This is a genomic window from Streptomyces sp. NPDC021562 (genome assembly GCF_040640875.1).
Classification (GTDB): domain Bacteria; phylum Actinomycetota; class Actinomycetes; order Streptomycetales; family Streptomycetaceae; genus Streptomyces.
Genome location: NZ_JBFACN010000004.1, coordinates 378499 through 402917 on the forward strand (window position 1 = coordinate 378499; position 24419 = coordinate 402917).

22 protein-coding genes are annotated in these 24419 nt (G+C 71.3%); 9 read left to right on the forward strand and 13 right to left on the reverse strand.

Annotation, left to right across the window (positions count from 1 at the left end; genetic code table 11):
- Positions 1–25: 25 nt before the first annotated feature.
- Positions 26–400, forward strand: coding sequence for a F0F1 ATP synthase subunit epsilon (locus AB0G52_RS08705; RefSeq protein WP_132888912.1), 375 nt, complete (start codon positions 26–28; stop codon positions 398–400).
- Positions 401–522: 122 nt separating this feature from the next.
- Positions 523–969: a DUF2550 domain-containing protein gene (locus AB0G52_RS08710; RefSeq protein ID WP_132888913.1), complete on the forward strand. Its 447-nt coding sequence runs from the start codon at positions 523–525 to the stop codon at positions 967–969.
- A gap of 15 nt (positions 970–984) precedes the next feature.
- Here AB0G52_RS08710 and AB0G52_RS08715 read toward each other — a convergent pair whose 3' ends face one another.
- The 4 genes from AB0G52_RS08715 to AB0G52_RS08730 form a co-directional block, all read right to left on the reverse strand.
- Positions 985–2811, reverse strand: a complete 1827-nt coding sequence (locus AB0G52_RS08715) for a glycoside hydrolase family 18 chitinase (RefSeq protein ID WP_132888914.1) — start codon at positions 2809–2811, stop codon at positions 985–987.
- A 154-nt stretch (positions 2812–2965) separates the two neighbouring features.
- Entirely contained in the window at positions 2966–3538 is a 573-nt protein-coding gene (locus tag AB0G52_RS08720) for a cob(I)yrinic acid a,c-diamide adenosyltransferase (RefSeq protein WP_132888915.1), read from the reverse strand.
- A 13-nt stretch (positions 3539–3551) separates the two neighbouring features.
- Positions 3552–4301 carry an ABC transporter permease gene (locus tag AB0G52_RS08725; RefSeq protein WP_132888916.1) on the reverse strand — a complete coding sequence of 250 codons (750 nt, stop codon included), beginning with the start codon at positions 4299–4301 and terminating at the stop codon, positions 3552–3554.
- A gap of 13 nt (positions 4302–4314) precedes the next feature.
- Complete coding sequence (locus tag AB0G52_RS08730) at positions 4315–5100, reverse strand: ATP-binding cassette domain-containing protein (protein WP_361335041.1); 786 nt, start codon at positions 5098–5100, stop codon at positions 4315–4317.
- Positions 5101–5181: 81 nt separating this feature from the next.
- On the opposite strand from AB0G52_RS08730, the gene AB0G52_RS08735 reads away from it, so the two are divergent.
- The 4 genes from AB0G52_RS08735 to AB0G52_RS08750 all read left to right on the forward strand — a co-directional run bounded on the left by AB0G52_RS08735 (position 5182) and on the right by AB0G52_RS08750 (position 10052).
- Positions 5182–5823, forward strand: a complete 642-nt coding sequence (locus AB0G52_RS08735) for a TetR/AcrR family transcriptional regulator (RefSeq protein ID WP_132888918.1) — start codon at positions 5182–5184, stop codon at positions 5821–5823.
- A gap of 147 nt (positions 5824–5970) precedes the next feature.
- Positions 5971–6819 (forward strand): 3-hydroxyacyl-CoA dehydrogenase family protein, encoded by an 849-nt coding sequence (locus tag AB0G52_RS08740; protein WP_132888919.1) that lies wholly within the window; start codon positions 5971–5973, stop codon positions 6817–6819.
- A 150-nt stretch (positions 6820–6969) separates the two neighbouring features.
- Positions 6970–7293 (forward strand): STAS domain-containing protein, encoded by a 324-nt coding sequence (locus AB0G52_RS08745; RefSeq protein WP_053753244.1) that lies wholly within the window; start codon positions 6970–6972, stop codon positions 7291–7293.
- A 245-nt stretch (positions 7294–7538) separates the two neighbouring features.
- The gene (locus AB0G52_RS08750; protein WP_132888920.1) at positions 7539–10052 is read left to right on the forward strand and encodes an ATP-binding protein; all 2514 of its coding nucleotides are present in this window, start codon (positions 7539–7541) and stop codon (positions 10050–10052) included.
- A gap of 88 nt (positions 10053–10140) precedes the next feature.
- Here the strand turns inward: AB0G52_RS08750 and nucS are convergent, their stop codons facing one another.
- Positions 10141–10812, reverse strand: a complete 672-nt coding sequence (gene nucS / locus AB0G52_RS08755) for an endonuclease NucS (RefSeq protein WP_132888921.1) — start codon at positions 10810–10812, stop codon at positions 10141–10143.
- Between the two features lie 278 nt (positions 10813–11090).
- Between nucS and AB0G52_RS08760 the strand changes: the two genes are divergently transcribed.
- Positions 11091–11483, forward strand: a complete 393-nt coding sequence (locus AB0G52_RS08760; protein WP_046734776.1) for an SCO5389 family protein — start codon at positions 11091–11093, stop codon at positions 11481–11483.
- A gap of 105 nt (positions 11484–11588) precedes the next feature.
- Here AB0G52_RS08760 and AB0G52_RS08765 read toward each other — a convergent pair whose 3' ends face one another.
- Positions 11589–12629, reverse strand: coding sequence for an LLM class flavin-dependent oxidoreductase (locus AB0G52_RS08765; protein WP_132888922.1), 1041 nt, complete (start codon positions 12627–12629; stop codon positions 11589–11591).
- Between the two features lie 221 nt (positions 12630–12850).
- Here AB0G52_RS08765 and AB0G52_RS08770 point away from each other — a divergent pair, with 221 nt between their 5' ends.
- Entirely contained in the window at positions 12851–13192 is a 342-nt protein-coding gene (locus AB0G52_RS08770; protein ID WP_361335047.1) for an ATP/GTP-binding protein, read from the forward strand.
- Between the two features lie 20 nt (positions 13193–13212).
- On the opposite strand, the gene AB0G52_RS08775 is transcribed toward AB0G52_RS08770, so the two are convergent.
- From AB0G52_RS08775 to mce, 7 genes are all read right to left on the reverse strand, one after another.
- The gene (locus tag AB0G52_RS08775) at positions 13213–14097 is read right to left on the reverse strand and encodes an ABC transporter permease subunit (RefSeq protein ID WP_132888924.1); all 885 of its coding nucleotides are present in this window, start codon (positions 14095–14097) and stop codon (positions 13213–13215) included.
- Complete coding sequence (locus tag AB0G52_RS08780; RefSeq protein WP_132888925.1) at positions 14094–15353, reverse strand: ATP-binding cassette domain-containing protein; 1260 nt, start codon at positions 15351–15353, stop codon at positions 14094–14096. Before AB0G52_RS08780 ends, AB0G52_RS08775 begins: the two co-directional genes overlap by 4 nt.
- A gap of 119 nt (positions 15354–15472) precedes the next feature.
- Positions 15473–16249: an ABC transporter permease gene (locus AB0G52_RS08785; RefSeq protein WP_132888926.1), complete on the reverse strand. Its 777-nt coding sequence runs from the start codon at positions 16247–16249 to the stop codon at positions 15473–15475.
- 1 nt (position 16250) lies between these two features.
- Positions 16251–17207, reverse strand: a complete 957-nt coding sequence (locus tag AB0G52_RS08790) for an ABC transporter ATP-binding protein (protein WP_132888927.1) — start codon at positions 17205–17207, stop codon at positions 16251–16253.
- Between the two features lie 209 nt (positions 17208–17416).
- A complete protein-coding gene (locus AB0G52_RS08795) occupies positions 17417–18352 on the reverse strand; it encodes a cellulose-binding protein (protein ID WP_132888928.1) in 936 nt (311 codons plus the stop codon).
- 195 nt (positions 18353–18547) lie between these two features.
- On the reverse strand, positions 18548–22396 hold the full coding sequence (scy, locus tag AB0G52_RS08800; protein WP_361335052.1) for a polarized growth protein Scy: 3849 nt from the start codon (positions 22394–22396) through the stop codon (positions 18548–18550).
- Between the two features lie 222 nt (positions 22397–22618).
- Positions 22619–23059: a methylmalonyl-CoA epimerase gene (gene mce / locus AB0G52_RS08805; RefSeq protein ID WP_132888930.1), complete on the reverse strand. Its 441-nt coding sequence runs from the start codon at positions 23057–23059 to the stop codon at positions 22619–22621.
- 149 nt (positions 23060–23208) lie between these two features.
- Here mce and AB0G52_RS08810 point away from each other — a divergent pair, with 149 nt between their 5' ends.
- Positions 23209–24414, forward strand: coding sequence for an acetyl-CoA C-acetyltransferase (locus AB0G52_RS08810; RefSeq protein WP_361335056.1), 1206 nt, complete (start codon positions 23209–23211; stop codon positions 24412–24414).
- Positions 24415–24419: the final 5 nt, after the last annotated feature.

A 24419-nucleotide genomic window follows, 5' to 3' on the forward strand; every position in this document is an offset into this window, starting at 1 on the left:
CCGGGTGGTGACCCGAGGAGCCACCTTGGCTGCTGAGCTGCACGTCGCGCTGGTCGCGGCCGACCGAGAGGTCTGGTCCGGCGAGGCCACCCTGGTCGTCGCGCGCACCACGTCCGGCGACATCGGCGTCATGCCCGGTCACCAGCCGCTGCTCGGTGTGCTGGAGTCGGGCCCGGTGACCATCCGTACGAGTGAAGGCACCACGGTCGTCGCCGCGGTGCACGGCGGTTTCATCTCGTTCGCGGACAACAAGCTGTCGCTGCTGGCCGAGATCGCCGAGCTGTCGGACGAGATCGACGTCCAGCGCGTCGAGCGGGAGCTGGAGCGTGCGAAGGCGGAGGGCGACGCCACCGCCGAGCGGCGCGCCGACGTCCGCCTGCGGGCGGCGACGGCACGCTGACACCGCACGCTGTGCAATGACGTCATCCAGCCGCGGCTGGGACCTTCGGGTCCCAGCCGCGGCTGAGGTGGATCTGGGTCTTTTTACGTTCCATTACCTAGGAGACGGGGAGGTCGGTGCCGATGGTCCTCGCTCTGACTGTGGCCGGAATCGTGGTCGCGCTGGTGGTGGTGGGACTGTTCCTCTTCGGTCTGCGCCGCAGACTGATCCAGCGCTCCGGCGGCACCTTCGACTGTTCGCTCCGCTGGGACATCCCCGAGAAACCCGACGCCAACGGCAAGGGCTGGAGCTACGGCGTCGCCCGCTACAACGGTGACAGCGTCGAGTGGTACCGGGTCTTCTCCTACGCCTACCGCCCCCGCCGGGTCCTGGAGCGCGCCCAGATCGAGGTGGCCGGCCGCCGGCTTCCCGAGGGCGAGGAGGAACTGGCGCTGCTCTCCGACGCCGTGATCCTCTCCTGTACCCATCGGGGCACCCGCCTCGAACTCGCGATGAGCGAAGACGCGCTGACCGGATTCCTCGCGTGGCTGGAAGCAGCCCCGCCCGGTCAGCGCGTCAATGTTGCTTAGGGGACGTTCCCTGGGTTACGACAGCCCGGAGCTGATGGCGCTCACCAGTTCGCCGTTGCTGGTGTCGCCGCTGAACTCCCAGAAGAACGCGCCGCCGAGGCCCTGGGACTTCGCCCAGCTCATCTTCCCGGCGATCGTCGACGGGGTGTCGTACGACCACCAGTTGCTGCCGCAGTGGGCGTACGCCGTGCCCGCGATCGTGCCGGTGGCCGGGCAGGACGTCTTGAGGACCTTGTAGTCCTCGATGCCCTGCTCGTAGGTGCCCGCCGCGGGTCCGGTGGCCGTGCCGCCCGGGGCGTCCTGGGTGACACCGGTCCAGCCGCGTCCGTAGAACCCGATCCCGATCAGCAGCTTGTTCGCGGGCACCCCGATCGCCTTGAACTTGGCCATCGCGTCGGCGGTGGTGTAGCCCGCCTTCGGGATGCCGGTGTACGAGGTGAGCGGGGAGTGCGGGGCCGTCGGGCCGGAGGCGTCCCAGGCGCCGAAGAAGTCGTACGTCATCACGTTGTACCAGTTGACGTACTGTGCGGCGCCCGCGTAGTCGGCGGCCTCGATCTTGCCGCCGGCCGAGCCGTCGGCGGTGGTGGCCGCGGTGACCAGGGCGCTGGAGCCGAACTTGGCGCGCAGCGCGGCCATCACGTTCTTGAAGGCCGCCGAGCCGCTGGTGTCGCAGCTCAGTCCGCAGGCGTTCGGGTACTCCCAGTCGATGTCGATGCCGTCGAAGACGTCGGCCCAGCGCGGGTCCTTGACCAGGTTGTAGCAGGAGTCCGCGAACGCGGTCGGGTTGGCCGCCGCCTGCGCGAAGCCGCCGGACCAGGTCCAGCCGCCGAAGGACCACAGGACCTTGAGGTTCGGGTACTTGGCCTTCAGCTCGCGCAGCTGGTTGAAGTTGCCGGCCAGCGGCTGGTCCCAGGTGTCGGCGACCCCGCTGACCGACTGGTCGGCGGTGAACGTCTTCTGGTAGTCCGCGTAGGCGTCGCCGATCGCGCACTGGCCGTTGGTGACGTTGCCGAAGGCGTAGTTGATGTGCGTGATCTTCGCGGCGGAACCGGACGTCACCAGGTTCTTGACGTTGTAGTTGCGGCCGTAGATGCCCCACTCGGTGAAGTAGCCGAGCTTGACCTTGTCACCGGTGGTCGGGGGAGTGGTCGTACCGCCCGTGGTGTGCACCGCGACCGCGCCGCTGACCGGGCCGGTCTGGTTCGCGGTGTCCCGGGCCTGGACGGTGTACGAGTAGTCGGTGCCGGCCGTCAGACCCGTGTCGGTGTACGAGGTGGTGGTGACGGTGGAGACGACCTTGCCGTCGCGCAGCACGTCGTAGTTCTTGACGCCCTTGTCGTCGGTGGCCGCCGACCAGCTCAGCCGTACCGAGGTGTCGGTGATGCCCGAGGCGGTGGGGGTGCCGGGCGCGGACGGGGCCGAGTCACCGGGGTTGGTGCTGCCCCCGTCGCAACTTCCGCCGTTGACCAGGCAGTTGCTGGGCGATCCGGAGCCGGCCCCGTTGAAGCCGAAGGAGACGGAGGCACCGGGGGCGAGGGTGCCGTTGTAGGACTTGTTCTTGGCGGTCCAGTGGGTGCCGGAGGAGGTGACGTCGGCGTCCCAGGCGGAGGTCACCGAGGTCCCGGAGGGGAAGTCCCATTCGACGGTCCAGGAACTGATCGCGGCGGTGCCGGTGTTCTTGACGGTCCACTGGCCGCCGAAGCCGGTGCCCCAGTCCGAGGTCTTGGTGAAGGTCGCGGTCGCGGTCGTCGCGGCCTGGGCGGGGCTCGCGAGGCCGACCAGACCGGCCAGCGGGAGCAACAGGGTCGCGAACCCTGCCGCGGCTCTGTGTCTGAAGCGCATGCTGCGCCTCCCTCATGTCGGGGTGACGTGGGCATGACTGAGCCTTCATGCCCATGGTGCCGCGAGAATAGAAAGGTCTGGACCACCGGTCAATAGGTCTGGACCACCTTCGCGACACCGGGGCCGCTCCCCAACTCCCCTGCCGGGGCCGGGACTACCGCTCCCCGCCCGGCACCCACAGCACGTCACCGGTGTCCTTGTTGGCCGTGCGGGCCAGGATGAACAGCAGGTCCGACAGCCGGTTGAGATAGGTCGCCGTCAGCGGGTTCATCGTCTCGCCGTGCGCCTCCAGGGCGGCCCACGTCGATCGCTCCGCGCGCCGTACCACCGTGCAGGCCTGGTGCAGCAGGGCCGCGCCCGGGGTGCCGCCCGGCAGGATGAAGGAGCGCAGTTTCTCCAGGCGCTCGTTGAAGCGGTCGCAGTCCGCCTCCAGCCGGTCGACGTAGAACTGCTCCACCCGCAGCGGCGGGAACCGGGGGTTCTCCACCACCGGCGTCGACAGGTCGGCGCCCACGTCGAACAGGTCGTTCTGCACCCGGGTGAGGACCGCGACGAGCTCCTCGTCCAGCCCGCCCAGCGCGATCGCCGTCCCGATCACCGCGTTCGCCTCGTTGGCGTCCGCGTAGGCCGAGATCCGGAGATCGGTCTTGGCGACCCGGCTCATGTCCCCGAGGGCGGTGGTGCCCTGGTCGCCGGTCCTGGTGTAGATGCGCGTCAGATTGACCATGTGACCAGCCTAGTTACGCCCCGGCCGTGCGGAAGACGCGTGTGCCCACCGTCACGGCGAGTGTCGAGAAGCCGAGGGCCACCAGCACGCCGTACAGCATGTGGGCGGTCGTGTACGAGCCGACGTACGCGTCCCGTACCGCGTCCACCAGATAACGGAAGGGTACGAAGTGGGACAGGATGTCCAGCCAGGCCGGCGCCAGGGTCATCGGGAGCATCAGGCCGGACAGCAGCATGGACGGCATGGTCAGGGCATTGATCATCGGCCCGAACTCCTGCGGCGTGCGGACCTTGAAGGCCAGTGCGTACGACAGCGACGCCAGCGAGACGGTCAGCAGGGCCACGAAGGCCAATCCGATCAGGATGCCGGGCAGCGGGGCGCGCAGGCCCATCAGTACTGCCGCCAGCACGAGCAGCACGGCCTGGAAGACGAAGACCGTCGCGTCGCGCAGGACCCGGCCCAGCAGCAGCGCGAGACGGCTGACGGGCGTCACGCGCATCCGCTCCACCACGCCCTGACCGTTCTCGATGATGACCGCGAACCCGGCGAACGAGGCTCCGAACAGGCCCAGTTGAAGCAGCAGACCCGGGACGAGCACCTGCCAGCTGGTGCCGCGGGACCCCAACGGCAGACGCGTCAGCAGCGGCCCGAAGAACAGCAGGTACAGCAACGGCATCAGTACGCCGAAGAGCAGGGCGAAGCGGGAGCGCAGGGACTGGCGAAGGTAGCGGCCGTAGATGAGGCCGGTGTCGTGGAGGAGCATGTCGTCCGGAGTCCTATACGGCTACGGGGGTCGCGTCGGCCGGGGAGGGGTCGCGGCCGGTGATGGCGAGGAAGGTGTCCTGGAGGCTCGCGTCGATCGAGCCGCCGTACCGGAGCTTGAGGGCGCTCGGCGCGCCCTCGGCCACGACCACGCCCTGGTCGACGACGACCAGGCGGTCGGCGAGGGCGTCGGCCTCGTCCAGGTAGTGGGTGGTCAGGAAGACAGTGGTGCCGTGCTCGGCGCGCAGCCGGCGGACCAGGTCCCACAGGTCGGCCCGGCTGCCCGGATCCAGGCCGGTCGTCGGCTCGTCGAGGAAGAGCACGCTCGGGCGGTGGGTGAGGGCCATCGCGATGTCGAGGCGCCGGCGCTGACCGCCGGAGAGCGCGCCGCACTTGCGGTCGAGCAGGTCGGCGAAGCCCAGGTCGTCAGCCAGTTCCAGGGCCCGGGCGGCCGCCCGGGCCCTGGTCAGGCGGTAGAGGCGGCCCTGGGTGACGAGTTCCTCCCTCACGCCGATGTTCGTGTCGACCCCGCCCGACTGTGCCACGTACCCGCACGCGCGCCGCACTCCGGCCGGATCGGTCGCCAGGTCGCAGCCGGCCACCGAGGCCGTGCCCCCGGTCGGTGCGAGCAGGGTCGTGAGCATGCGCAGGGTGGTGGTCTTGCCGGCGCCGTTCGGGCCGAGGAAGCCGAGGATCTCGCCCTCGTGGACGGTGAGGTCGACTCCGCGCACGGCCTCCACCGGGCCGCTTCTGGTCTGGAAGGTGCGGGCCAGTCCGGCCGCGTGGATGACTGCTGTCATGCCGCCCAGAAAAACAGAGTCTCTTAAAATTTGCAATGCACCCAAAATTTGGGAGTGCCCAGGAACGGTTAGGATGCGGGCATGGCGGAAGGGCTCAGGGAACGGAAGAAACGGCAGACCCGGCAGTACATCTCCGATGTCGCCACGGGTCTGTTCGTCGAGCGCGGCTTCGACGCCGTGACGGTCGCGGAGATCGCCGCGGCCGCCGACGTCTCCGTCAACACCGTCTACAACTACTTCCCGGCGAAGGAGGACCTCTTCTTCGACCGTTCCGCCGGGGTGGTCGACCGGCTGGCCCGCTGGGTGCGCGGGCGGCACCAGGGCGAGGCCGCCGCCGCCGCCGTCCTGCGGGAGCTGCGCGAGGAGGTCGAGGCGGTGTCGCCCCGGGTCGGCCTGATCCCCGGATACTCCGCCTTCATGCGCGTCATCGAGGACGCGCCCGCGCTGCGCTCCCGGCTGTGGGCGATCGGGCAGGAGGTCCAGGCCAACCTGGAAGGTGCCCTGCGTGAGGAGACCGGAGCCGCGGCCGACGACCCGATGCCCGAGCTGATCGCCGGTCAGCTCGGCTGGGTGCACAGTACGGTCATGGCGGTCATCGGGCGCGAAATGGTCAAGGCGCGCGATCCTCGCGAAGTCTCCCGGGAGGTGCTGGTCCTCCTCGACGAGATGGAGGACCTGTTGAGCGAGCGGGTCCTCAACTACGCCGTGCGTGGCGCGCAATGACCGGTGCCGGCGCGGTCGTCTGACGGGACGTGACGGTTGTCTCACCCCCTGAGACCGTGACACGCATTACTTACCGGGCCTCCCGGACGCTCCCGGCGCTAGGGTCCGGCCAAGAGGCATACCTAAACAGCGTGTAAGGGGAGCGGAGTGGCACGGAAGCTTGCCGTCATCGGTGCCGGCCTGATGGGTTCCGGCATCGCCCAGGTCGCCGCGCAGGCCGGCTGGGACGTGGTCCTGCGGGACGTCACCGACGAGGCGCTGGACCGTGCCGTCGGCGGTATCCAGGCCTCCTACGACAAGTTCGTGAGCAAGGGGAAGCTGGAGGCGCACGACGCCGACACCGCCCTGGCCCGCATCACCACGACCACCGACCTGGACGCGGCCGCCGACGCGGACATCGTGGTCGAGGCCGTCTTCGAGAAGCTGGAAGTCAAGCACGAGATCTTCCGTGCGCTCGACAAGATCGTGCGCCCGGAGACCGTCCTCGCCTCCAACACCTCCGCCATCCCGATCACCAAGATCGCGGCGGCCACCGAGCACCCCGAGCGGGTCGTCGGTGTCCACTTCTTCTCGCCGGTGCCGATGATGCAGCTCGTCGAGCTGGTCCGCGGCTACAAGACGAGCGACGAAACCCTCGCCACCGCGCGGGAGTTCGCCGAGTCCACCGGCAAGACCTGCATCGTCGTCAACCGGGACGTCGCCGGCTTCGTGACGACCCGGCTGATCTCGGCGCTCGTCGTCGAGGCCACCAAGCTCTACGAGTCGGGCGTCGCCACCGCCGAGGACATCGACCTGGCCTGCAAGCTGGGCTTCGGTCACGCCATGGGCCCGCTGGCCACGGCCGACCTCACCGGCGTCGACATCCTGCTGCACGCCACCGGCAACATCTACACCGAGTCCCAGGACGAGAAGTTCGCCCCGCCGGAGCTGATGCGCCGGATGGTTGACGCCGGTGACATCGGACGCAAGAGCGGGCAGGGCTTTTACACGTACTGAGACATCGGTCCCCGGATGCTTCACCCTCTGGGGTGAATTCGGTATCGGTTCGCTTACAGATGGCAACCTCTGACCGGTGAACGCCGTCAGAGGTTGCATCAACGGACAGCACTTTTCACGGAGTAGGACACGCACTCTCGGGGAGCGCATATGTACATCAGGGGCGACCACGCCGAGCTGGTCGTCGGGGGCCGCCTCGACGTCCGCAGCGCGGCGGACGCCCGCACGGTCCTGCACACGGCCGTCGACGACGGAGTCGGCGACCTGGTGCTGGACCTGTCCGAGCTGGACTCCTGGGACGCCACCGGACTCGGCGTGATCATGGGGGCGCACCGGCGGGCCGGCCGCTGCGGCCGCCGCCTGGTGCTGCGCGGGGTGCCACCGCAGATGCAGCGCCTGCTGGTGGCCACCCGGCTGCACCGGATCCTGGCGATCGAGGGGGGTATCGGAGTGGAGTCGCTGCCCCGCGTGTGACACCGCCCCCTGCGGGTACCGGGTCATCGGCCCACGTCAGGTGCAATCCTCACGAGACTGTGACGTCTCGGACGGCACGGCACCCCGGACTGTCGTAGATACTGTGCGAAGGTTTAAGGTTCGGTCGCCCGCTGCCTTGCCACCCTTCGAGCACGGGCCCGGACCAGAAGCGACAGCGCAGTGTGCAACAGGCCGGGAGGGGCCGGTATGCACGGCACACGACGCTTTTGGGGGGCTAGGAACCTATGGACCCGATCAACACGGGACCCGAGGCGTACGGCCATGACAGCGACGGCACCACGCCGCGCCAGCGCCCGCCCAGGGAATCCCTGACCAACGACTTCGGCCAGAGCACGCCGCCGCTCGCCCGCACGGCGCGCCTGGTCACCGGCGACTTCCTGCTCACGGTGAACCCGGTCGACGGCAGCGAGATAGAACCCTGCCCGCCGACCGAACGTCCCGGACGACCGGAGAAGCGCACCGCCGCCGAACGCGCCGAGTACGAGCGCGCCGCCCTGCCGCCGGTGCCGCCCGGCCCCGCCCGGCCCGAGCTGCCGCTCCTGGAGCGCCAGGACGACCGCGAGCGGCTCGTACGACTCCTCGCCCGCGGCCGCTCCGTACGCCTCACCGGCCCCGCGGGCTCCGGCCGCACCGCGCTCCTCGACCTGGTCGCCGACGACTGCTCCGACCTCGCCCCCGACGGCGTGGTCCGCCTCACGGGCTTCCACCGGGCACCCGAGGACCTCCTGCGCGACCTCTTCCACGCCGTCCACAAGGCGCCCGAGTACCGGCCGGACCACCAGGAGCTCCTCGAACTGGTCCGGGACATCGGCGCGGTCGTCGTCGTCGACGACCTCGAGTTCGGCGGCGCCGGGCTCGACGAGCTGATCGACGCCACCCCCGAGTGCGCCTTCCTGCTCGGCGCCACCCCCGACGTGCCTGCGCCGTCCGCCGACTCCGCCGTCGAGGAGGTCGTCCTCGGCGGTCTCGACCGGGCCGGGGGAGTGGACATCCTGGAGCGCGCGGTCGGCCGGGTGCTCACCGAGGAGGAGGCCAACTGGGCCGGCGACCTCTGGTTCGAGTCCGAGGGCCTGCCGCTGCGCTTCGTCCAGGCCGGCGCGCTGCTGCTCCAGCGCGACCAGCGGCGCGCCAGCACCGGCGCCGTCGACGAGTTCGGCGTCTTCGAGGACGCCCTGCCGGCCGACGCGCCGATCGACACCGAGGCCGGCGAGGAGGCACCGCTGCCCTCCCTCGGCGAGGCCGCCGCGCCCGCCCCGCTGCTCGCCGCCCGCCTCAGCGCCTCCGCCCGCGCCACCCTGCGCTTCGCGGTCGCCCTCGGCGGCGAGGTGCCGCACCAGGCGCATCTGCCGGCCCTGGTCGGCGACACCCACGCGGACGCTGCCCTCGGCGAACTGGCGGGCTGCGGACTGGTGTCCCCGGTGGGCTCCCGCTACCGCCTCGCCTCGGGTGTCCTGCAGCAGCTGGAGGCCGCCGGGTACGCCGACGACGCCGAGGCCCAGGCGCTCACCGCCGCCCGGCACTACTCCTGGTGGGCCGGGCACCCGTCCGTCACCCCCGAGCGGGTCTGCGCCGAGGCCGACGCGATCCTCGCCGCCCTGGCGGTTCTGGTCCCGGCCGCGGTGCCGCCCGCGGAGGGCGAGGAGTCCACGCCGGTACGACTGGCCCGTACGGCCGCCCCCGCGTTCGCCGCGGGGCTGCACTGGAGCGCCTGGGAACGCGCCCTGCGGGCCGGGGTCGAGGCCTCCCGGCTCGCCGGTGAGGTCGGCGACCAGGCCTACTTCCACCACGAGCTGGGCGTACTCGCGCTCTGCGGCGGCCGGCTCGACCGGGCCCGCGCGGAACTGGAGGCGTCGATCGGACTGCGCGGCGCGCTGTCCGACAAGCGGGGTACGACGGCCGGGCGGCGTGCGCTGGCCCTGGTCGCCGACCGCTCGGGCGAGGTGCTTCCCGTCCTCGCGGCGATGTCGGGCGACGAGGTGCCCGACGCCCGGCACGAGGAGTCCATATCCCCGGCGGGCGGGGGCACCAGGCCCTTCCCCGCCGTGCACTCCCCGACCTCGGAGACGATCGTCACCCCGCGCGTCGAGCAGGAGCCGGTGCGCCGGGGCGGTGTCGCGGGGCTCGGCCGGATGGCCCGCCGCAACCTGGTGGCGGTCGGCTCGGGCGTCCTGCTCACGGCGGTCCTCGGCACCGTGGTCGGCCTCGGCATGACCTCCCACGACAACGCCGACAACCCGTCCAACAACGTCAGCGTCAACCCTTCGGCGAGCGAGGGCACGGGCGACGGGGGCGTCGGGGCCGACCCGGGGCAGACCTCCGGCACGTCGCACCAGGGCGCCCCGACGACCAGGCCGACGAACCCCGGCCCGGACGGCTCCCTGGGCACCTCGGACGACCCGACGGCCCCGACGGACTCCGTGACACCGTCGGCCGCGCCGAGCGGCACGCAGGGGTCGGGCTCCGGCGGGGGAACGCCGAGTACGCCGACCAAGCCGACGTCGAGCAAGCCGACGACTCCGTCGTCCCCGGGGTCTCCCTCGACCGGTACACCCAGCGGCGGCTCCACGACGTCGCCTCCTCCGACAGGGGGCTCCGGGTCCCCCAGCGAGTCCGCGGACCCCACTCCGACCGACGCCTCCAACTCGGCCAGCGGCCCGGCGTCCGACTCCCCGTCGGTCACCATGTCCAGCCCCTCCGGGAGCGTCACCCCGGGCACCTCCACCGGCACGGTCATCTGACCCACGGCCGCCCACTTCCGAACCGCCGCGACGGCGCTCGGCCGCACCGTCGCGGCGGACTCGAAGAAGGGCGCGGCCGTCGCGGGGGTCAGAACAGGCGTAGTTTGTCGTCCTCGATGCCTCGGAGGGCGTCGTAGTCGAGGATCGTGCAGCCGATGCCCCGGTCGGTCGCCAGGACCCTCGCCTGGGGCTTGATCTCCTGGGCCGCGAAGATGCCGCGGACCGGCGCCAGGTGGGGGTCGCGGTTGAGGAGTTCCAGGTACCGGGTGAGCTGTTCCACGCCGTCGATCTCACCCCGGCGCTTGATCTCGATCGCCACCGTCTGCCCCTCGGCGTCCCGGCAGAGGATGTCCACCGGGCCGATCGCGGTCATGTACTCGCGCCGGATGAGCGTGTAACCGTCGCCGAGCGTTTCGATGCGGTCGGCCAGCAGCTCCTGGAGGTGCGCTTCCACGCCGTCCTTGATCAGCCCGGGGTCCACGCCGAGTTCGTGCGAGGAGTCGTGCAGGACCTCCTCCATCGTGATGATGAGCTTCTCGCCCGCCTTGTTCACGACGGTCCAGACGCCTTCCTCGTCACCCGTCCCCTCCTTCAGCGTGCACGGCGGCGACATCCAGTTGAGGGGCTTGTAGGCCCGGTCGTCGGCGTGGATGGAGACGCTGCCGTCCGCCTTGACCAGGATCAGACGGGGAGCCGAGGGAAGGTGGGCGGTGAGCCGGCCGGCGTAGTCGACGGAGCACCGGGCGATGACGAGACGCATGGTCGGCAACGCTACTCGACGCCCCGCCCTCCACGCGATTCGCTCGGGCACCACCGCGACCGGAGCCTGACGGGACGCCTGCACACCTGTGCTCAACTCTGGCCGATTGTGTGCCTAAAGGGACCGTCGCATATACGCAATCTCCTGGTGGGGTCACCGTCCGTTGCCTACCGTAGGGAACGGGAGGTCGCGGTGTGTGTACTCAGCGTGTTCGGTATCGCGAACCCCCTATATCTGTCCGGCAACCCCTGCTGTTCGGGGGTGCGAGAGGAGAACCCATGTCGCTCGACGTCTCACCGGCCCTACTCGAACAGGCCGAGCGAGGCGAGGTCGACGAAGCAGAATTCGTCGACTGCGTCCGGACCTCCCTGCCCTACGCGTGGGAGATGATCAGCTCCCTGGTGGCCCAGCTGAAGGTGGACGGCGGACAGTTCGCCGACAACCAGACGCCCCCGCCGGACGAGCAGGCACGCGGTCAGCTGTTGCGTGCGCTCGCGAGTGACGCCATACGCGGCGCCCTGCAGCGGCACTTCGGTGTGCGGCTGGCCTTCCAGAACTGCCACCGGGTTGCGGTGTTCCCGCTGGACGCCTCGGTCGACGAGACGCTGGCCCGCTTCACCTCGGTGCGCAGTCAGCTGCTCAACCAGTCCCCGGAACTCCGGGACTGCTGACGCGGTGTTTCACCACTGCTGAGGCAGTGAGCCGCTTGCTTGCCGCTCCGGACGCGGGAGGTGCATCAGAGTCACTGGAGCGGCAAGCTCCCCGCGGCGGCCGGGTCACCTGAGGTGGGGGAGTACCTCGGTGCCCAGCCGTCGTACGTTCTCCTCGGTGGCCGCGAGGTCTCCGGAGCCCTCGGTCAGCAGGGCGAAGCGGGAGATGCCGGTCCGCTCGGAGGTCGCGGCGAGCCGGTCGGCGCAGAGCCGGGGAGTGCCCACCGGGTGCAGTCCGCAGAGCAGTTCGGTGTACGCGAGCGGGTCGCGCATCGAGCGAATCCGGCCGTCCACCGTCACATGGGCCTCCAGCCCCTGCTTCAGCCAGCCGGGCATCGCCTTGGTCAGCGTCTCGGCGGCGTCGGTGCGGCTGTCCGCGATCTGGCAGACGCCGGCCGACACATGGGCCGCGCCCGCGATCTCGTCGCCGGGCCGTCCGGCCGCCCGCGCGTGCTGCTTCCACAGCGCGACCATCTCGGCCTTCTCCTCGTCGCCCACGTGCATGCCGAGCAGCATCGGCAGCCCGCGTTCGGCGGCCAGCCGGACACTCGACGGCGAGGTGCAGGCGACCACGACCTCGGGGCCGGGAGCCTCCGCCAGGTCCTCCGTGAGCGCCTCGGACGGGCGGGGTACGACGGGGACCTCACGGAAGGAGAAGCGCGGTCCGTCGGCCGACACGGCCGGTTCGCGCAGCCAGCGCGTCAGCAGATCGAGTGATTCGGGGAAGCCGTGCTCGTACGCCTCCAGTCCGGAGCCGAACACCTCCAGGTCCACCCACGGCCCGCCCCGCCCCACGCCGAGCGTGAAGCGGCCGCCGCTCGTCACGTGGAGCAGCGCGGTCTGTTCGCCGAGGGCGACCGGGTGCACGGTGGGCAGCACACTGACCGCCGTGCCGACCCGTAGCCGGCGGGTGCGGCCCAGCAGCAGGGCCGCCAGCGTGATGGCCGAGGGGCACGTGCCGTAGGGCACGAAGTGGTGCTCGGCCAGCCAGACCGCGTCCAGACCGGCCTCTTCGGAGACCTCCGCCGTCCGCACCGCCCGGTGCAGGGCCTCCCCCTGGCCCTGGCCCGGGAACTGGGCGGCCAGCACAAAACTTCCTACGCGCATCGCTTTCCTGCTTTCCTGGCTCCTACCCGGAGCTCCCCCACCGGGCATAACCGTCCGACACGTGCCGAGGACACGGTCTGGCGGAAAGATTTCCGGATTGTCGGGAGAATGGGTCGCCCTGAAGGGGGACTTGTGCGGGTTGGCGCCCTCCGCGTACCCCCCTGCGCGCGTCGTAGGCTGGACATCGCCCGTGCTTCCTGTATAGCCCCCAGAGGTGTCCCGTGTCCCCGCGTCGCAACCGACCCAAGGGCCCGAACGCAGCGGCCTCGTCCGGCCGGAGCGCCGAGGACGACCGCGCGGACCGCTACGGAGGCTGGCAGTCCACGGAGAGCTGGCAGGGCGAGGAGTGGAGCGTGCGGCATGTGGCGGGCGCCAGCGCGGTCGGCAAGACGTACCGCTGTCCTGGCTGCGACCAGGTGATTCCCTCCGGGGTGCCGCACGTGGTGGCCTGGCCGGAGCACTCGGGCGTCGACGAGCGCCGGCACTGGCACAAGGCCTGCTGGAACGCGAAGGACCGCCGCACCACCCGGGTGCAGCGGTCCCGCAACGCGCCGAAGTTCTGAAGCCCGTCGCCGAAGTTCCGTCAAACGTCCCGCTTCTCGAGCAGCAGCCAGGCGCCGCCGAAGGCCACGGCGGTCACCACCAGCATGATCCACAGCGGGTCCCAGCCCGACGGGCCGTCCTGGCCGAGCGAGTTGGAGTAGAAGACGCTCAGCTGGTTCGGGATCGAGTACTCGAACAGGGCCGTACGCACCTTCTCCAGCGACTGCGAGAACATGAACAGCGCGATCACCAGCGGGGCGAGCAGCACGCCGATCATGATCGTGATGGCGCCCGCGGAGTGCCGGATGATCGAGCCGACGAGCAGGGAGACCAGGCCCAGCAGCGCCATGTAGAAGCTGACACCCACGGTCGCCTTCAGCCAGTCCGTGTTCGTCGGGGTCCGCGCGCCGGTGTCGCTCAGCATCGAGGCCTGGGCCATGGCGACGAACGCGCTGGCCGCGAGCGTGACCACGAAGGCGACCGCGAAGAAGACGATGGCCTTCGCCGCGAGCACCCGCATCCGCGACGGGCAGGCGACCGTCGTCGTACGGATCATGCCCGTGCCGTACTCGGAGGCGGTGGTCAGCACGCCCAGCGTCATGATGCACATGCTGCCGATCAGCAGTCCGAAGAAGCCGAGCGACAGCGGGTTCTCCCCGGTCATGTCGGAGGACGACGAGGCATTGCTGACCACGGCGCCGGCCAGCAGGCCGATGCCGACCACCAGGACCACGAAGACACCGAGCGTCCAGATCGTCGAACGCACCGACCTGATCTTCGTCCACTCGGAACCGATCGCGTGCCCGAGGTGGGTGCGCACCACCGGGATCGGCGAGGTGTAGCCGGGCCCCGGGCCCCCGGGTGCCGCCTGCCACTCGGGCGCGGCCGGGACCGTCTGCGGCGTCGCGGGCTGGTGGGTGCTCATCGGGCGTCCTCGGGCTTGGTCAGGTCGGCGGGGGCGGAGGAGGAGGGAGCGGGCGCGGCCGGGGGAGCGGGGGCCGGGGCGGCCGGCGGCGCGGGTGCCGGGACCGGGCCGGGTGCGGGGGCGGCGTAGGGGTTCTGGGCGCCGTAGGGGCCCTGGAGGACCTCGGGGGCGCCGTACGGACCCGCGGGCGCGCCCGGAGCGCCGTACGCCCCGGGGAAGGGCCGGCCGCCCTGCTGGGGCGGCGGCGGGGCGTACCAGCCCGGCTGGCCCTGCCCGGGCACCGGCATCGGCGGCTGCGCGCCCGGCGGCAGCGGCGGCTGGAAGCCCGCCAGCTCGTCGGTGGTGGACCGGTAGTCGACGGCACCCTGCGTCATCCGCATGTACGCCTCCTCCAGGGAGGCCTGATGCGGGGACAGCTCCCACAGCCGTACGTCCGCCCCGTGCGCGAGGTCGGCGATGCGCGGCAGCGGCAGGCCGGTCACCCGCAGCGCGCCGTCCTGCTCGGGCAGCACGTGGCCGCCGGCCTCGGTCAGCGCCGAGGTGAGCTTCTCGCGCAGCTGCGGCTCGGTGTCCGGGGTGCGGACCCGCGCGAAGTCTGCGGAGTTGGCGGAGATGAAGTCGGTCACACTCATGTCCGCGAGCAGCTGGCCGCGCCCGATGACGATGAGGTGGTCGGCGGTCAGCGCCATCTCGCTCATCAGGTGGGAGGAGACGAAGACGGTACGGCCCTCGGCCGCCAGGGACTTCATCAGGTTGCGCACCCACAGGATGCCCTCGGGGTCGAGGCCGTTGACCGGCTCGTCGAAGAGCAGCACCTGGGGGTCGCCGAGCAGCGCGGCGGCGATGCCCAGGCGCTGGCCCATGCCCAGCGAGAAACCCTTGGAACGCTTGCCCGCCACGTCCTGAAGGCCCACCACGCCGAGCACCTCGTCCACCCGGCCGGCCGGGATCGCGGACAGCTGGGCCAGTGAGAGCAGGTGGTTGCGGGCGGACCGGCCGCCGTGCACGGCCTTGGCGTCGAGCAGCGCGCCGACCTGACGGGCGGCGCTGGGCAGTTTGCGGTACGGGTAGCCGCCGATGGTGACCGAGCCGGCGGTCGGGTTGTCCAGACCCAGGATCATCCGCATGGTCGTCGACTTGCCCGAGCCGTTGGGCCCGAGGAAGCCGGTGACGGCCCCGGGCCGTACCTGGAAGGAAAGGTTGTACACGGCGGTCTTGTCGCCGTATCGCTTGGTCAGGCCGACAGCCTCGATCATGCTCCGCACCCATCGGATGGTCAGGACAGCAGGGCACACGCCCCCGTAAGGGTTAGGAGGATATCCGGGCGTTGACGGTTCCCACCAAGATATGGCAAAGCCGGGCGGTCACCGGACGGTCACTGGGCGTCCCGCTTCCTCAGCAGGAGGTACCCGCCGGCCAGTGCGGCGGCCACCCACAGCCCCATGATCCCGAGCCCGCCCCAGGGGCCGTAGGGGACGTCGTCGCCGACCCTCGGCACCACCTGCATGACGTGGCTGCCCGCCTGGTCCGGCAGGAACCGGCCGATCTTCTTGGTGGCGTCGACGTTGCCGAGGATGTTGGAGATCAGGAAGAAGAACGGCATCAGGATGCCCAGCGACAGCATCGGCGAGCGCAGCATCGTGGCCACGCCCATGGAGAACACCGCGATGAGCGTCATGTAGAGCCCGCCGCCGACGACGGCGCGCAGCACCCCCGGGTCACCGAGGTACGCCCGGTGCGTGCCGAGCATCGCCTGCCCGAGGAAGAACGCGGCGAAGCTGGTCACCATGCCGACCGCCAGCACCAGGGCCGCCGCCACCCCGATCTTGCTGAACAGGAAGGTGCCGCGGCGCGGCACGGCGGCCAGCGAGGTGCGGATCATGCCGGTGCTGTACTCGTTGGACACCACCAGCACCCCGAAGACGATCATCGCGAGCTGGCCGAGGGTCATCCCCGCGAAGCTGATGTTCGTCGGGTCGAAGGAGAGCCGCTCACGCGCGGGCATGCTGCCGAACTGGCTGTTCGCCAGCGCGGAGAGCAGCGTCCCGAGCGCCACCGTGACCACGAGGGCCAGGGACAGCGTCCACACCGTGGACGCGACCGACCGGATCTTGGTCCACTCGGACCGCACGACCTGGCTCACGACCGCCATCTCACGCCCCCTTGTCCCAGCCGGCACCCCAGCCCCGCGGCGCCGGGGGCGAGTCGGCGTGCGCGTGGTACTCCACCGTCTCCGCGGTCAGTCGCATGAACGCCTCCTCCAGCGAGGCCTGCTGAACACTCAGCTCGTGCAGCACGATCCCGTGCTGTGCGGCCAGTTCCCCGATCGGTTCGGCCTTCCCACCCTCGGCCTCCAGCGCTCCGGTGCCCGTCTGCACGACGGTGATCCCGGCCTGGTGCAGCACGTCGAGCAGCCGCTCGCGCTGCGGGGAGCGGACCCGGACGTACGACCGTGAGTTGGCCCGGATGAAATCCGCCATGGAGGTGTCGGCGAGCAGCCTGCCCTGCCCGATGACGACGAGGTGGTCGGCGGTCAGCGCCATCTCGCTCATCAGATGGGAGGAGACGAACACCGTCCGTCCCTGGGCGGCCAGCGATTTCATCAGGGTCCGGATCCAGTGGATCCCCTCCGGGTCGAGGCCGTTCACCGGCTCGTCGAACATCAGGATCCGGGGGTCGCCGAGCAGCGCCGCGGCGATCCCGAGCCGCTGCCCCATCCCGAGCGAGAACCCCTTGGCCTTCTTCCTCGCCACGGCCGTGAGCCCCACGGTGTCCAGCACCTCGGCGACGCGCGCCTTCGGGATGCCGTTGCTCTGCGCGAGGCACAGCAGGTGGTGGTAGGCGCTGCGGCCGCCGTGCACACCCTTGGCGTCGAGCAGCGCCCCCAGGTACGTCAGCGGGTCCTTGAGCTCCTCGTACCGTCTGCCGTCGATCCGCACCCGGCCGGACGTGGGGTGGTCGAGTCCGAGGATCATCCGCATGGTGGTGGACTTCCCGGCGCCGTTCGGACCGAGGAACCCGGTCACGATGCCGGGGCGCACGGTGAAGGTGAGGTCGTCGACCGCCGTCTTGTCACCGTAGCGCTTGGTCAGGCCCACCAGCTCGATCATGCGGTCACGCTATGACCGGGGTGCGGGGGCTGCCACTTGAACGGCTCCCTGAGGGTGTGCGGGTGGAAATCGGGGGAGCGGCGCCGCGGGGGCGGGCAGCGTGGTCGGGTGCGGGGTGTGGGTGGTTGCTCGCAGCCCCCGCCGGGCTCGCGGCTCACGACGGAGGCCCGCACCCCCGGAGGGAATGCGGGCCTTCGGTGTCGCTGTGGTTACCGGGACTGCTGGGCCGGAACCCCGCGGGAGATCGGCTCGTCCTCGGTCGGCGAGCCGGCCGCGGCCACCGCGGCGCCCGTCAGCGTGGCCAGCATCTCGCGGACGTTGGTCAGCTGGGCGTTGATGCTGTCGCGACGGTTCGTCAGGGCGGCGAGCTCGCGCTCCGATTCCGAACGGATGCGGTCGGCCTTGGCGTTCGCGTCCGCGACGATGTCCTCGGCCTGACGCTGCGCCGTCTCGACGGTCTGACGCGCCCGGCGCTCGGCGTCCGTGCGCAGCTTCTCGGCCTCCAGGCGGAGCTGCTCCGCGCGGTGCTCGATCTCGGCGAGGCGCTTCTCGGCCTTCTGCTGACGGGACGCCAGGTCGCGCTCGGACTGCTCACGCCGCTTCGCGAGGTTCGTCTCGAAGTCGGCGGCGGCCTGCGCGGCCTTCGCGCGGGTCTCCTCGAAGAGGGCGTCCGCCTCCTCGCGCTTGGACTGCGCGTCCTTCTGGGCCTCGGCGCGCAGCTGCGACGCGTCGCTCTTGGCCTTCTCGACGATCCGGACGCCCTCGTCCTCGGCCTTGGACTTGCGCTCCGCAGCGAACGATTCTGCGTCGTTGCGCACCTGCTGGGCCGCCGACTCGGCGAGCTCGCGGTGCTGCTCGGCGGCCCGTCGGGCCTCTTCGCGCAGGTCCTTCGCCTCCTCCTCGGCGAGGCGGAGGATCTTCTCGACACGCGCGCCGAGACCCGCGTACGACGGCTCGGCGTCGGTCACGGCGGCCTGGGCGTTCTGCGTCTCGAGGTGGAGCTCCTCGATGCGCTTTTCCAGAGCGGTGATGCGGGCGAGAGCGCTGTCACGGTCGGAGACGAGCTTGGAGATCCGTTCGTCCACCTGAGCGCGGTCGTACCCACGCCGCACAAGCTCGAAGCCGTAGGGGGAAGTGTCGCTCATGGGTTTCCTGTCGAGTGAGACCGGTGAGGTGATAGGTGGAATCCTAGGGGCGAAAGCGGTGTGTCATCGAGCGGATGCGTGTTTGATCTGGAGAATGACACCCCTTTTGGGTGGCTAGCTATGAGATCGCTTGCCAAAGCCTCGGCGGACGAACCGGTCAAATGTCACAGAAGACTACAGAATCCACCCTGGCCGCTAGCCATCTGACGACTTGCCACCCGATCGAGGGGCACCCACCGAACTGCCCGCCTTGACTCCGCCCTCCTTGTTGGCCGACGGGGCCTCGAAGGACTCCAACGCCTCCAGGACGTCCTGGACACGGGAGATCTCGCCGTTGATGTTCTCCCGCCGGCGCTCCAGGATCTCCAGCTCGCGCCGGCCCTCCTCGACGGTGCGCCGCGCCTCGCGGATCGCCTCGGCCTTGAGCTCCTCGGCCTCGCGGATCAGCGTGGCCTTCTTCTGCTCGGCCTCCTTGAGCAGCCCCTCGGCCTTCTTGACGGCGGCGATCCGGACCTTGCCCGCCTCGGAGTTGGCCTCCGAGACCAGGTCCTTGGCCTTGGCCTGGGCCTTGGCGAGCTGCTCCTCGGCGGCCTTGATGAGCGCGTCGCAGCGGTCGCCGGTCGACTTCATGGTCTCGGCGGCCTCCCGGCGGGCCCGCTCGTGCAGCTCCTCGATCTCGTTCGTGATGCGCTCGCGCAGCTCCTCGGCCCGCTCCCTTATGGCGGTGGCGTCCCGGCGGGCGCCGACGAGCAGCTCGTCCGCGTCCGCACGGGCCCTCTCGACCCGCGTGTTGCCCTCGACCGTGGCCTCGGACACCAGCCGGTCGGCCTCCTTGCGGGCCGCGCCCACCATGGTGTCGGCCTGCGCCTCGGCGTCCGCGGTGGTCTTGAGCGCCTGAGCCTGCGCCTCGGTGAGCAGCTTGTCGGCCTCGGCGGTCGTCTCGTTGATGAGCGTGTCGACCTGCTCGGCCACGTCCTGGCGCCGCTTGTTGGCCTCCTTGCGGGCCTCGTCGAGCGTCCGGTCGGCCTCCTCGCGGGCGGCGTTGACCATCCGCTCGGCCTCGGCCTCCGCCTCCGCCTTGAGCCGCTCGGCGTCGCTGCGGGTGCGGTCGGCGTGCAGCTGGGCCGAGCCGACCGTCTCCGCGGCCTCGGCGCGCAGCCGCTCCGCGTCCCCGGTGGCGTCCGCGATCAGCTTCTCCGCCTTCGCGATGGCGTCCGCGCGGACGCGGTCGGCCTCCGCGACGGTCTCGTTCTGGAGGAGCTCGGCCTCGTTACGGGCCTCCGTGATGAGGGTGTCGGCCTGGGTCGCCGCGTCCGACCGGATCCGGTTGGCGTCCTCCCGGGCCTCCGCCCGGGTACGGCTCGCGTCCTGGTCGGCCTGGGCGATGGTGTCGGAGGCCTCGGTGCGCACGCGCTGGGCGTGCGCGGACGCCTCCGAACGCAGCCGCTCCGACTCCGCCATGGCGTCCGCGACCGTGCGCTCGGCGAGCGCCTTCGCGGCTTCCGACGCCTCGTTGGCCTCGCGCCGGATCCGGGTCGCGTCCTCGCTGGCCCGCTCCCGCTCGGCATAGGCGTCCGCGCGGACCCGGTCCGCCTCCTCCTCGGCCTCCCGCCGGGTGCGGTCCGCGGCGTGCTCGGCGGCCGAGCGCAGCCCGGTGATCTCCTCCTGCGCCTGCTCGTGCAGTCCGGCGACCGAGTCCCGTACCTGCTGGGCGTGGAGTTCGGCGGCCGACACCATCTCGGTGGCCCGCCGGTCCGCCTCCTCGACCAGCCGTACCGCCTCGGCCTGCGCCTCCTCGACCCGGTTGCGGGCGGAGGCGAGCAGGTCCTCGCTCTGCTCGCGGGCCCGCTCCCGCTCCTGGTCGGCCTCCTGGCGGGCGGCACCGAGCAGGTCCTCGGCCTCGCGGCGGCGCCGGGCGGCCTCCTCCTGGGCCGCGGCCAGCGTCTCGGACGCCTCGGTGGACAGCCGCTCGGCGGCCGCCTGCGCCTCGGCGCGGACCCGGTCGGCGGTGTCCTGGGCCTCCTGCTTCAGCCGCTCCGCCTCGGCCGCGGCCTCGGACCGCAGCCGTACGGCGACGTTCTCGCCCTCCGCGCGCGACGCTGAGGCGTCCGCGGCGGCCTCGTCGCGCAGCCGCTCGGCCTCGGTCTCGGCCTGCTGCTGGAGGGTGCGGATGCGCTCGGCGGCCTCGGAACGCAGCCGCTCCGTCTCCTCGGCGGCCTCCCGGCGGATCCGGCCGGCCTCCTCGCGGGCGTCGGCCAGCGACTGCTCGGCGCTCGCCAGCCGGTCCTCGGCCTCGCCGTGCAGCCGGGCCAGTTCCTCGGCGGCCTCCGCGCGCCGGGCCGCCACGCCCCGCTCGGTCTCCTCGCGCAGCTCCGCCGCGGCCCGTTCGGCGTCCGCCCTGAGCGCCTCGGACTGCTCCTCGGCCTCCGCACGGAGCCGGTCGGCCTCCTGCCGGGTCCGCTCCAGGGTCTCCTCGGCCTGCCGGCGCAGCGCGGTGGCGCGCTCGATGGCCTCGGTGCGGACCTTCTCGCTGTCGGCGGTCGCGGTCCCCCGCAGCTCGTCGGCGTCGGCCTTGGCCTTGGCGAGCAGCTCCTCGGCGGACTTGGCCGCCTCCTCGATCTGCTGCACGGCCTCGCGCCGGGCCTCGGCGCGGATCGACTCGCCCTCGGCGACCGCGTCGGCGCGCAGCTGCTCGGCCTCGCCGCGCAGCCGGCGGGCCTCCTCCTGCAGCTCGACCGTCTTGGCGCGGTACTCCTTGGTGTCGTCCTTCGCCGTGCCCTTGAGCTGCTCGGCGATGTCGTGGGCCTCGGCCCGCAGCCGGTCGGCCTCGGTCTCCGCCTCGGTGCGGATCCGCTCGGCCTCCTCGGCGGCGGCCCTGGTGGTCCGCTTGGCCTCCTCGGCCGCCTTGTTCAGGACGTCCTCGGCGGTCTTGGCGGCCTTGGACAGCTGGGAGGCGCTCTCCTCGGCGGTGAGGGTGCGGGCCTTCTCGGAGGCCTCCGCGATGATCTTCTCGGCCTCGGCCTTGGCGTCCGTGACGATCTGCTCGGCGTCCGCCCGGGTGACCTCGGCGTCCTTGGTGGCCTCGGTGACCAGCCGGGCGACCTGCTCCTTCGCCGTCCGGGTGCGCTGCTCGTTGGTGGCCTCCGCGCTCGCCAGCGCCTTGGCGGCGGCCGCCTCGGCCTCCGCGACCAGCTTCTCGGCCTCCGACTGCGCCTTGCGCAGCGCCTCCTCGGCCTCGGCCATCCGCTGCTCGGCGGCCCGGCTCAGCTCACCGGCCTGCCGACGGGCCGCGTCGGACTCCGCCGTGGTGGACTCGCGCAGCTGCTCCGCGTGGTCGGTGGCCTCCTGGGCCTGGGTCGAGGCGGCGTTGAGCAGCCGCTCGGCGTCCCGGCGGGCCCGCAGCAGGATCTGCTCGGCCTCCGCGCGCGCCGCCTCGGTGTCGCTGGTCAGCCGCTGCCGGGCCTCGTTCGTCAGGCGCTCGGCCTCGGCGCGGGCCGCCGCCATGGCCTGCTCGGCCTCGGCGCGCGACTCGTCGAGCAGCCGGCGGGCCTGCGACTCGGTGCGCGCCCGCAGCTGCTCGGCCCACGCCACGTTCTCGTTGACGTGCGACTCGACGGTCTGCCGGCGCTCCGCCAGCTCCTGGTCCAGCTGCTGGCGGCGGGTCACCGCCTCCTGGTGCAGCTCGGACTGGAGCCGCGCGGCCTGCTCGGCGTGCTCCTGGAGGATCCGCTGGGTCTGCGCCCGCGCCTCCGCGGCCACCCGCTCCGCCTCCTGGCGGATCTGGTCGGCCTGCATCTGGGCGTTGCGGAGCATCTGTTCGGCCTGGTAGCCGATGTCACCGCCGTCGAACGCGGGCCGGGACATGATGGTGCGCCGCGCCTCGTGCAGCTTGGCGCGCAGCACCTCGACCTGGTAGCCGAGGTCCTCGGCATGCTGGATCGCCTTTTCCCGCTCGGTCTTCAGCCGCTTCATCTCGGCTTCGAAACGAGTGAGGTGGTCGACGTCAGCCGCCGGCTCTCGCTCCTGGCTCTCGTAGCCCCGCACTGCGCGGTCCCATCCGTCCCCTGGTCGCAACCTTCTCCGTACGAGCCCCGTCCATCCGCCGAACGGGGCCCCCGGGGAATGGTGTCAGATCAACGGCGGAGCACGGGCTGCTGCCCCGACGCTCGTCCCCCGAAACCCGGACCCCGGCATGCGGCCGCCCCGGCCCTGCGAACCTGCGAAGGGGCGACCGCCCCCAACCCTACCGGCCCATATGTACGAGGGTCAGTGCTCAGGTGACTCAACAGCCGCCGAAGTGACCAGTTCTGTCAGTACTCCGTGGCAATCCTTCGGATGCAGGAAGGTGATCCGCGACCCCATGGAGCCGCGCCGTGGCTCGTCGTACAGAACGCGTACGCCCTTGGAACGGATGTCCGCGGCGTCGGTGTCGACGTCCGCCGTACCGAAGGCGATGTGGTGGACGCCCTCGCCGTTCTTCGCGAGCCACTTCCCGACCGCCGAGTCCTCCCGGGTCGGCTCCAGGAGCTGCAGGTAGGAGGCGCCTCCGTCGGACGTCTCGTTGATCTTGAGCATGGCCTCCCGCACGCCCTGCTCCTCGTTGACCTCGGTGTGGAACACCTCGAAGCCGTACGTGGCCCGGTAGAACTCGACGGTCGCGTCGAGGTCGTGACAGGCGATCCCGATGTGGTCGATTCGCGTCAGCATGGATTCAGTGCAGCGCCACGGCGATGGTTACGCAACGTGCCAGCGATCACACTGACGGCCCGATGACGGCACGGAGTGCCACGCAATACATTCGAAGTAAACCCTCGTTCACTCCTCGGCAGTGCAGCCGGTAAGGGGATTCGCAGCTCATGACTTCTGGAACCTCTGGAACGACCTCGGTGATCGTCGCGGGCGCGCGGACGCCCATGGGACGACTGCTGGGCTCGCTGAAGTCCTTCTCCGGAGCCGACCTCGGCGGCTTCGCGATCAAGGCCGCCCTCGACCGTGCGGGGATCGGGGGCGACCAGGTGCAGTACGTGATCATGGGCCAGGTGCTCCAGGCGGGTGCCGGCCAGATCCCCGCCCGGCAGGCCGCCGTGAAGGCCGGGATCCCGATGAGCGTCCCGGCGCTCACCGTCAACAAGGTGTGCCTCTCCGGCCTCGACGCCATCGCCCTCGCCGACCAGCTGATCCGCGCGGGTGAGTTCGACATCGTGGTCGCGGGCGGGCAGGAGTCCATGACCAACGCCCCGCACCTGCTCCCGAAGTCCCGCGAGGGCTTCAAGTACGGCGCCGTCGAGATGCTCGACGCGATGGCCTACGACGGCCTCACGGACGCCTTCGAGAACATCGCCATGGGCGAGTCCACGGAGAAGCACAACGCGCGCCTCGGCATCGAGCGCGCCGAGCAGGACGAGATCGCCGCCCTGTCCCACCAGCGGGCCGCCGCCGCGCAGAAGAACGGCATCTTCGAGGCGGAGATCACCCCGGTGGAGATCCCGCAGCGCAAGGGCGAGCCGGTCGTCTTCAGCAAGGACGAGGGCATCCGCGGCGAGACCACCGTCGAGTCGCTGGGCAAGCTCCGCCCGGCCTTCACCCGCGACGGCACCATCACCGCCGGTTCCTCCTCGCAGATCTCCGACGGTGCGGCGGCCGTGGTCGTGATGAGCAAGGCCAAGGCCGAGGAGCTGGGCCTGCAGTGGCTCGCCGAGATCGGCGCCCACGGCAACGTGGCCGGACCGGACAACTCGCTGCAGTCCCAGCCGTCCAACGCCATCGCCCACGCCCTGAAGAAGGAGGGTCTCGGCGTTCGCGACCTGGACCTCATCGAGATCAACGAGGCCTTCGCCGCGGTCGCCGTGCAGTCAATGAAGGACCTCGGCGTGTCCACGGAAAGGGTGAACGTCAACGGTGGCGCCATCGCCCTGGGCCACCCCATCGGGATGTCCGGCGCGCGGCTCGTGCTGCACCTGGCCCTGGAGCTCAAGCGCCGGGGCGGCGGGGTCGGCGCGGCGGCGCTGTGCGGTGGCGGCGGACAGGGTGACGCGCTGATCGTGCGGGTACCGAAGGCCTGAGTACG

Excerpts from the sequence above, each read along its gene's own strand:
- AB0G52_RS08810 (WP_361335056.1), top strand. The coding sequence starts at position 23,209 with ATGACTTCTGGAACCTCTGGAACGACCTCGGTGATCGTCGCGGGCGCG.
- AB0G52_RS08790 (WP_132888927.1), bottom strand. The coding sequence starts at position 17,207 with ATGATCGAGCTGGTGGGCCTGACCAAGCGCTACGGTGACAAGACGGCG.
- AB0G52_RS08785 (WP_132888926.1), bottom strand. The coding sequence starts at position 16,249 with ATGGCGGTCGTGAGCCAGGTCGTGCGGTCCGAGTGGACCAAGATCCGG.
- nucS (WP_132888921.1), bottom strand. The coding sequence starts at position 10,812 with ATGCGTCTCGTCATCGCCCGGTGCTCCGTCGACTACGCCGGCCGGCTC.
- AB0G52_RS08730 (WP_361335041.1), bottom strand. The coding sequence starts at position 5,100 with ATGACAGCAGTCATCCACGCGGCCGGACTGGCCCGCACCTTCCAGACC.
- AB0G52_RS08710 (WP_132888913.1), top strand. The coding sequence starts at position 523 with ATGGTCCTCGCTCTGACTGTGGCCGGAATCGTGGTCGCGCTGGTGGTG.
- AB0G52_RS08760 (WP_046734776.1), top strand. The coding sequence starts at position 11,091 with ATGTCGCTCGACGTCTCACCGGCCCTACTCGAACAGGCCGAGCGAGGC.
- AB0G52_RS08725 (WP_132888916.1), bottom strand. The coding sequence starts at position 4,301 with ATGCTCCTCCACGACACCGGCCTCATCTACGGCCGCTACCTTCGCCAG.
- AB0G52_RS08780 (WP_132888925.1), bottom strand. The coding sequence starts at position 15,353 with ATGATCGAGGCTGTCGGCCTGACCAAGCGATACGGCGACAAGACCGCC.
- AB0G52_RS08775 (WP_132888924.1), bottom strand. The coding sequence starts at position 14,097 with ATGAGCACCCACCAGCCCGCGACGCCGCAGACGGTCCCGGCCGCGCCC.
- AB0G52_RS08765 (WP_132888922.1), bottom strand. The coding sequence starts at position 12,629 with ATGCGCGTAGGAAGTTTTGTGCTGGCCGCCCAGTTCCCGGGCCAGGGC.
- AB0G52_RS08715 (WP_132888914.1), bottom strand. The coding sequence starts at position 2,811 with ATGCGCTTCAGACACAGAGCCGCGGCAGGGTTCGCGACCCTGTTGCTC.
- AB0G52_RS08795 (WP_132888928.1), bottom strand. The coding sequence starts at position 18,352 with ATGAGCGACACTTCCCCCTACGGCTTCGAGCTTGTGCGGCGTGGGTAC.
- AB0G52_RS08735 (WP_132888918.1), top strand. The coding sequence starts at position 5,182 with ATGGCGGAAGGGCTCAGGGAACGGAAGAAACGGCAGACCCGGCAGTAC.
- AB0G52_RS08720 (WP_132888915.1), bottom strand. The coding sequence starts at position 3,538 with ATGGTCAATCTGACGCGCATCTACACCAGGACCGGCGACCAGGGCACC.
- AB0G52_RS08750 (WP_132888920.1), top strand. The coding sequence starts at position 7,539 with ATGGACCCGATCAACACGGGACCCGAGGCGTACGGCCATGACAGCGAC.
- mce (WP_132888930.1), bottom strand. The coding sequence starts at position 23,059 with ATGCTGACGCGAATCGACCACATCGGGATCGCCTGTCACGACCTCGAC.
- AB0G52_RS08745 (WP_053753244.1), top strand. The coding sequence starts at position 6,970 with ATGTACATCAGGGGCGACCACGCCGAGCTGGTCGTCGGGGGCCGCCTC.